The sequence below is a fragment of the Bradyrhizobium sp. UFLA05-125 genome, from assembly GCF_059803515.1.
Genome location: NZ_JBANBJ010000070.1, coordinates 38,510 through 44,874, shown reverse-complemented (window position 1 = coordinate 44,874; position 6,365 = coordinate 38,510). Strand labels below are relative to the sequence as shown.

Here is a 6,365-nt window from a genome sequence, read left to right as displayed (position 1 = left end):
CATGACGACCGCACCTTCACAGGCGTGCTACTGCCCAGTGGGGCCACCCTCCTCGGCGATCGGGTTAGTCAGGACGTTGATATGGTCACAGTGCGCTTTAACTATCGCTTCGGCGGCTACGGCTATCCTCCCGTCGCGGCGAAATACTGACCTTCTTCTAGACGTTTTTGTCAGCACAATAGGCCGGGCAGGCTTGCCCGGCCTTTTTGTTAAAAGGCGTATGTCCGCATGATTGCGAAGCAATCCATCAGATCATCTCGAACAAATCGCAGAGTGATCGCAGAACGCATCAATGGCGCATTGGAGACCGGCGACATCGTGGAGATCTGTCACGCAATTGGGGCAGCCACTCGGCAGCACAACATTGCAGACCTCGCGCGCCGTGCTGGCATCGAAAGGACAAGCCTCTATCGCGCATTCGCCGGAGAAGAGAAGCATCCCAATTTCAGCACAGTCCTGCACGTTCTCGGCGCGATGGGATTTGAGTTGCGCGTGATAGCGCGCCAGAACGCTCAGGCGCGTAATTCGGGCGACCAAACGCCCCAGCCGCCAACTGCGTTTGATCTGGACTGAGGGGGCAAACTGCAACCGCAGGCCAATGTGTGGACCGGCAGCGCGTCAATGATGAACGACACCATATAGCCAGACCATCAGCACCGCTAAAATCACGGTCCATAAAACAGAAAAAGCGAACGCACGCTTATTGAAGTTCATTCTTCACTCCCAGTGATCACCTCGTCGGCGCGCAGCTGACCCGCCGGTCGTGCGGGACTATTGATCTGCCTCAAGCGCCCGATGATGGGCGCTGAAAGCATTCAATGGGGCACCGCAACAACCTGCGCGCCTGTCATCCCGGCGGAGGGACGCGGACTGATCGCGGGTCAAGGAGGACAAGAAATGATCAAGCTGTTCGCTATTGCGAGCTTTGCGCTTTCGATTGCAACATCGGTGCAAGCCATGACGCCTGCACCGATCGCTCAAACGGACAATGATATGATCACGCAAATTGCCGCCGCTTGTGGTCCGGGCAGGACGCGAGTCAACGGCGTATGCGTGGCCAGAACTACCATCCGTCAAACCCGCCGAGCCGTTCGCAGATGCGTGCGATGGCAAGGTGGGGTCTGCGCCTTGTACGAATGAGGACTTCCACTGGCGTTCGATCTTACAGCCGGACGCCAGTACGTTCCGATTGGACCGACGTGATTGAGCAGGCCGGATGCGGAATTCCGTTTAGTGAAGCCCGACAGTGCGTCAGTCTTTGCCGCATGCAAGCAATCTCTACGTTACACCTTTGTAGGTTCTCCAACTTGCCAATCGCTCGGCCGCGTCCGCGATCTCGGCTGGTGGGCTGACGCCCAGCTTGGCGAGCAAGCGCGTTCGCTGTTGTCCGACTTGCTTGGCGGTCCCGCCAAGTCGCTCGGCGATCTGAGCATCAGTCTTCCCAGCGGCGAAGCGCCTCAGGAGCTGCTTCTCGCGCGGACTTAGCGGCAGTTTGCTCATCGGCCATTTATCTGGGCTCGGCGCCGTCGGGCCTGTTTCAATGCGCCAAGTGCACAAACGCATTTGGGACGACCGGCAGTGGAGTGCAAGCGCATTCAGTCCGGCAAGAACATGGCAATGGCCAGCGCTCCCAGCGCGGCTAGCAAGAGTAGCGCAATGAACAGACGATCTACACGCCCCATGCCCCTCGCTAACAGGATCAGCCCCGACCAAATTTTGATGCAGATCAATGCCGAGCCCTAGTCAATGGTTCTCGGCATGGAGGTGCGATGGGGAATGGAGCCAACCTCTGCCTACGGCGCGTGGCCACTGCATCGGCGGCTTAGGCCAAGCGGCGTCGCCGCTCAGTACGGATACCCGCCGGGGCAAACCCAGTTGCCGTAAGCGTCGTAGCCGCAGCCGCCGCGGTAGTAGGCTCCCGCCGCAGCCGCGCCGACCGCGGCGGCTCCAACCGCCGCCGCACCGACCCCGTAGCGGTAGCCGCGATACGCCCCTGCATACGCACCCCGATAGCCGTAGCGCCCGCCGCGCACAGCGACAGCGCCGCCCCGGTATCCGCGAGCGGCTACCGCGCCACCGCGGTAGCCTCCTGCTCGCACGGCACCACCGCCGTGGTAACCTCCGGCGCGCATGCCGCCGCCGCGGGCGCCGCGGGCGAATGCGTCATCGGAGGTGAAGGTGACCAGCAGCATGGCTGCGGCTGCCGAAGCGATGAGAATCCGACGCAACATTAGCGTTCTCCTTCTTTCGAGAGCGGAACACCGCGGACACCGCACATCGCACCGAGCCACGGGTCTGTCTGAAGCCTCGCGTGCGGGAGCTTCGCGGCCTTGACTTGGATCAAACAAACCTCACGTACATCTACGTGAACGACGCTGCTAGCGATTTGTATTTTGCGGCGGGCGTTGGCGGCGTCGAGGCACCGCCAACTCCGCGCATCTCGTACTCTTCGATGATGAGACCGCCAAGCTCGCTGCCGTGGAAGATGTCGGTGAGCTGACGTTCGACAAACCTCTGTACTCGGCGCTGCCTTCGCGGGCATCCTCAAGCCGATAAGCCAGCTCTCGGATGATGTCTTCCAGTTCGACCTCTTCGGCGGTCTTCGGAACGTCAGGCGAGAAACGGTGCTGGTCATCAAGGTGTTCGCCAATGTAGATGCCGCCGAGAAATGGTTCGAGGAGAACGACCCCGAGGGCGTCGCGTTCGAGTAAAAGGTTCTGGAGTGAGAAGTGCTGCTACAGCGCGCTGGTTCGCGCCCCATTAGTGCCGCGCTTCAGCCGACGAAAAAGCACGGATCCGCAGAAGATCCCCGCGGATAAAAAATGCGCTCACCAATGGTGCGACGTTCCAAACGCCTGCCATTACCCTCACCGCTGCACCGCCCAGCGCCATGGTAGCGGTACGCGGGTGGCTCTGCGGGCGGTTTAGCCGTGGTTACGCGGTGGTTCCATTCGAGTCGGGCGAACTGACGGTCAAAAACACTACTACAATATACGTAATTTAATCAGTGAGTTGAATGGTGCCGCAAGAGGGACTCGAACCCCCGACCCCGTCATTACGAATGACGTGCTCTACCAACTGAGCTATTGCGGCGGACCCTTGGGGGCCGATACGACATGCGGCCCCAACTACGCGCGCCCCTGATATCGGGCATGGCCGGGCTTGGCAAGGTCAAGCCGGGCCGAACTTGCCGATCAGCGGCCCCAGCGGGACCAGAAACCCCGCCAGCCGCCGGCCTGGGCCTTCGGCGTGCCGATTTGTTCCGTAAATTCATCGCTGGGCCCCTCGTCATCGATCCCGGGGTCATCTGGCGCGCGGATGATCGGGATGACGGCGGGAATCGGGGAGGACGCTGGCTTGCCGAGGTCGGCTCGGGCACGGAATACGGGCGTAGCCGCAATGGGGCCTGATTCGGCGGGCCCTGGGCCCGGTTTGGCCTCAGTTGCCGAAATAGCCGGCTCGGGCGCCTTCACGTCGACCGACTTGGCTTCGATCTGGGCGTCAGTCTTGGCTTCCGGAAGCTTGGCTTCCAAAGGCTTGGCTTCCAAAGGCTTGGCTTGCAAAGGCTTGGCTTCCAAAGGCTTGGGCGCGGGCGGCAGATTGTCCTGCGCGGCGGGCGCAGGCGCTGGCGGGACCGGTTCCAGCGCCTCGCTGCTCACGGTGATCCGCTTCGGCGGCGGGGCAGCCAGCATGGCCTCCTCGAACGGGGAGGCCTCGATCGTCGTGCCCTTGTCCGAGGGCAGACTTGCCACCGGCGTCTGCCATTGGAAGGCGTCGAGCCGGCCAGTAACCGGCGAAACTGGACGCCAGCGGTTGCTGACATAGCCGTCGGCGGTCCAGGCCGGGTCGTGACGCGCGCGCACGGCGCGCAAGGTCCAGGCCCGCGCCCGGCCGCTATCGCCGTGCTCGGCGCGCTCGATCTCCGCCATCAGCAGCGCAACCCGTTGGGTCGGATCGTTGATCAGCGGCGCCAGCGCCTCGCGCGCGCGGGCAAATTCGGATGCGTCGATCGCGGCGCGCGCGAGTGCGAGCTGGCCCTCGACATGTCCGGGCGTCTTGGCCGACAGCGTCTCGATCCGCTGCAAGCGCTGCCGCGCGGAATCGCCGAGCTTCACATGCGCATAGGCGTCCGCGAGATCGGGATGCGGATGCGCGAGCCAGGCGGCTTCCACCAGCTTCATGGCGCGACGCACCTGGTGCGCCTCGCTCTCGAATTTCGCGGCAAGGGCAGCAGCCGGCACCAGCGTCGGCGCGAGCTTCACCGCTTCCATCACGCTCTCGCGCGCGACGTCGCGGTCCATGGTCTCGAGCTCGAGCGCACGCGCGGTGAGCAGCACGCCGCGCTGCCGGCGCCAGGCCTTCTTGTCGATCAGGCCTGCCGAGAGATTTGAATCGAGGATCGCGAGTGCGCCGCTCCAGTCGCTGCGGGCACAGCGGAAACCGAGCACCGCCTGCGAGGCCCAGGTCGAGGACGGCGACAGCTTGATCGCCTCCTCCGCGATCATCACCGCGGAGACCGCGTCATCGGCACGCTGCGCCTCGATGAAAAGGCCGCGCAGGCCAAGCAGCCGCGTGTCGGGACGTTCGGCCATGGAACGGAAAGCGCGCTGCGCCTCCTCACGATTGCCGTCGAGCTGCGCCGACTGTGCATGCAGCAGCAGCGCCAAAGGATCGTCGGGCGCATGCCGCCGCGCCGCTTCGGCGTGGCGGCGCGCGAGCGCGGTGTCGCCGTGGCCGATCGCCAGCAGGCCATGGGTGATGGCGTGACGGCCGCGCGCCTGACGCTTCTCGTGACGACGGCGACGCATCCGCGCCGGCGTTCGCCAGACCCCGCTCAAAATGCTCCAGGCGACTATGGCAGCCACCGCAAGGACGCCGAGCGCGAACGCGAACACCGGCACTGTCGTCGTGGCGCGCAGATTACCCCACGTCAGGATGATATCGCCGGTCTGATCGGCAACCCAGGCCGCGCCGGCCGCGGCAAGTGCGATGAGGATGAGGAACGATACGACGCGAAGCATGGTGATCCCTTCAGGCGCGGTCTATTGCGCGGGTTTGGCGAGATCCGCCATGGCATCGTCGGCGAATTTGCGGGATGCGGCGAGTGCGGCATCGCGCGCATCGGCCTTGTCGAGCCAGGCCTTTGCGGCTTCGCGATCGGATTCCGGCAAGCCCTTCAGCTCGCGCCGCGCCGTTTCGAAATCGTTGCGCAGCGCCGCCGCGGTCACCCGCGCGACGATTGCGCCGCGATCATTGCCGACACCGTCGGTGCGCTCGATGCGGACGAGCTTTGAGGCGCCCGCCTGAAGGTGTTCGATAATGCCGCCGCTGGTCTGCGCCTCCGCCGGCGGCGACAACTTCGGCACGATGTTGAGGAGCTCGCGGCTCAGCGCGACCGGAGACGGGACGCCTGTGGACGCGAACGTCTCGAGCGGCTTCAACGCCTGCGGATCGGGCGCGAAGGATTTAGCTGCCGCGAGCTGCGCTGCATAGCCATCGCCGTGACGGACGGCAACGTCGAGCAGCGCCGCCGCAACGACGCGACGCATCGCCTTGTCGTCGGTGGACTTCGCATCGGCGATCTTCTCGCCCTGCTGTGTAAGCTCGGCGCGCTCGGCCTTGATGGTGCGTTCGAGCTGCGCGATGCGATCGTTGATCTCAGACAGATCCGGCCCGGCGCCCGCGTCGCGCGGCGCCGACTTCACGTCGTTCAGTGCGCTGCCAAGCTTGTCCGATTGCGTACGCAGGCTCGCAATGTCGCTGCGCAAGGCGGCGACGGATTTGTCCAGCGCGTCGAGCCGCGCCACTGCGGCCGGGTCCACCGCTGGAGCCGCTGCTTTGTTGACCTTGGTCTCGACAGCGGCGACGCGCCCGCTCAATGCATCGACCGTCGCAGTCGTAACCTGCGGCGCCGCCGATGGAGCTTGCACAGGTTCCTGGCCGACCTGGGGCCAGCCCAGCATCCAGCCGACCGCGATCACCAGCGCGGCTGCAACCGCGCCCGACAGCGGCGCGATGACCCAGGGGGACACCGGCTTAGACGTCGGAGGCACCGCGGCCTGGGCCTCGGCGCGTTCGGGCTCGTCTTCCAGCCTGGCTGCTTCGGGCTTGGCTGTTTCGGGCTTGGCTGCCTCGGCCGCGACCGATTCGGCTTTGGCCGCATCGGCCTCGGCCGGCTCCGGCTCCGGCTCATCAGCCGCCTGCTGCGGCTGGGTGGACACCTCGGTCGCCTCGAGATCGATGGTGGGCGGAGTGCGCTTTGCACGACCTGACTCGGGGGCCAATCCTGCGTCTTCAGGCTTGTCTTCGGCCATCGTGACGTTTCCCTCACACTTGCAAGCGACGTACTCGGACCGGACCCCTCA

6 protein-coding genes and 1 tRNA gene are annotated in these 6,365 nt (G+C 64.7%); 2 read left to right on the top strand and 5 right to left on the bottom strand.

Features of this window, described 5'->3' with window-relative positions; all coding sequences use genetic code 11:
* The first annotated feature begins 228 nt into the window (after positions 1-228).
* Positions 229-573, top strand: coding sequence for an addiction module antidote protein (locus SO156_RS36775; RefSeq protein ID WP_458144640.1), 345 nt, complete (start codon positions 229-231; stop codon positions 571-573).
* Between the two features lie 324 nt (positions 574-897).
* The gene (locus SO156_RS36770) at positions 898-1,140 is read left to right on the top strand and encodes a hypothetical protein (protein ID WP_458144639.1); all 243 of its coding nucleotides are present in this window, start codon (positions 898-900) and stop codon (positions 1,138-1,140) included.
* 138 nt (positions 1,141-1,278) lie between these two features.
* Here the strand turns inward: SO156_RS36770 and SO156_RS36765 are convergent, their stop codons facing one another.
* The 5 genes from SO156_RS36765 to SO156_RS36745 all read right to left on the bottom strand — a co-directional run bounded on the left by SO156_RS36765 (position 1,279) and on the right by SO156_RS36745 (position 6,314).
* Positions 1,279-1,500 (bottom strand): response regulator transcription factor, encoded by a 222-nt coding sequence (locus SO156_RS36765; RefSeq protein WP_498538187.1) that lies wholly within the window; start codon positions 1,498-1,500, stop codon positions 1,279-1,281.
* A 344-nt stretch (positions 1,501-1,844) separates the two neighbouring features.
* Positions 1,845-2,231, bottom strand: coding sequence for a hypothetical protein (locus SO156_RS36760; RefSeq protein WP_498538186.1), 387 nt, complete (start codon positions 2,229-2,231; stop codon positions 1,845-1,847).
* A 786-nt stretch (positions 2,232-3,017) separates the two neighbouring features.
* Positions 3,018-3,093: transfer RNA gene (locus SO156_RS36755), tRNA-Thr, on the bottom strand.
* A 101-nt stretch (positions 3,094-3,194) separates the two neighbouring features.
* Positions 3,195-5,021: a heme biosynthesis protein HemY gene (locus SO156_RS36750; protein ID WP_498538185.1), complete on the bottom strand. Its 1,827-nt coding sequence runs from the start codon at positions 5,019-5,021 to the stop codon at positions 3,195-3,197.
* 21 nt (positions 5,022-5,042) lie between these two features.
* Complete coding sequence (locus SO156_RS36745; RefSeq protein WP_498538184.1) at positions 5,043-6,314, bottom strand: COG4223 family protein; 1,272 nt, start codon at positions 6,312-6,314, stop codon at positions 5,043-5,045.
* Between the last annotated feature and the right edge of the window lie 51 nt (positions 6,315-6,365).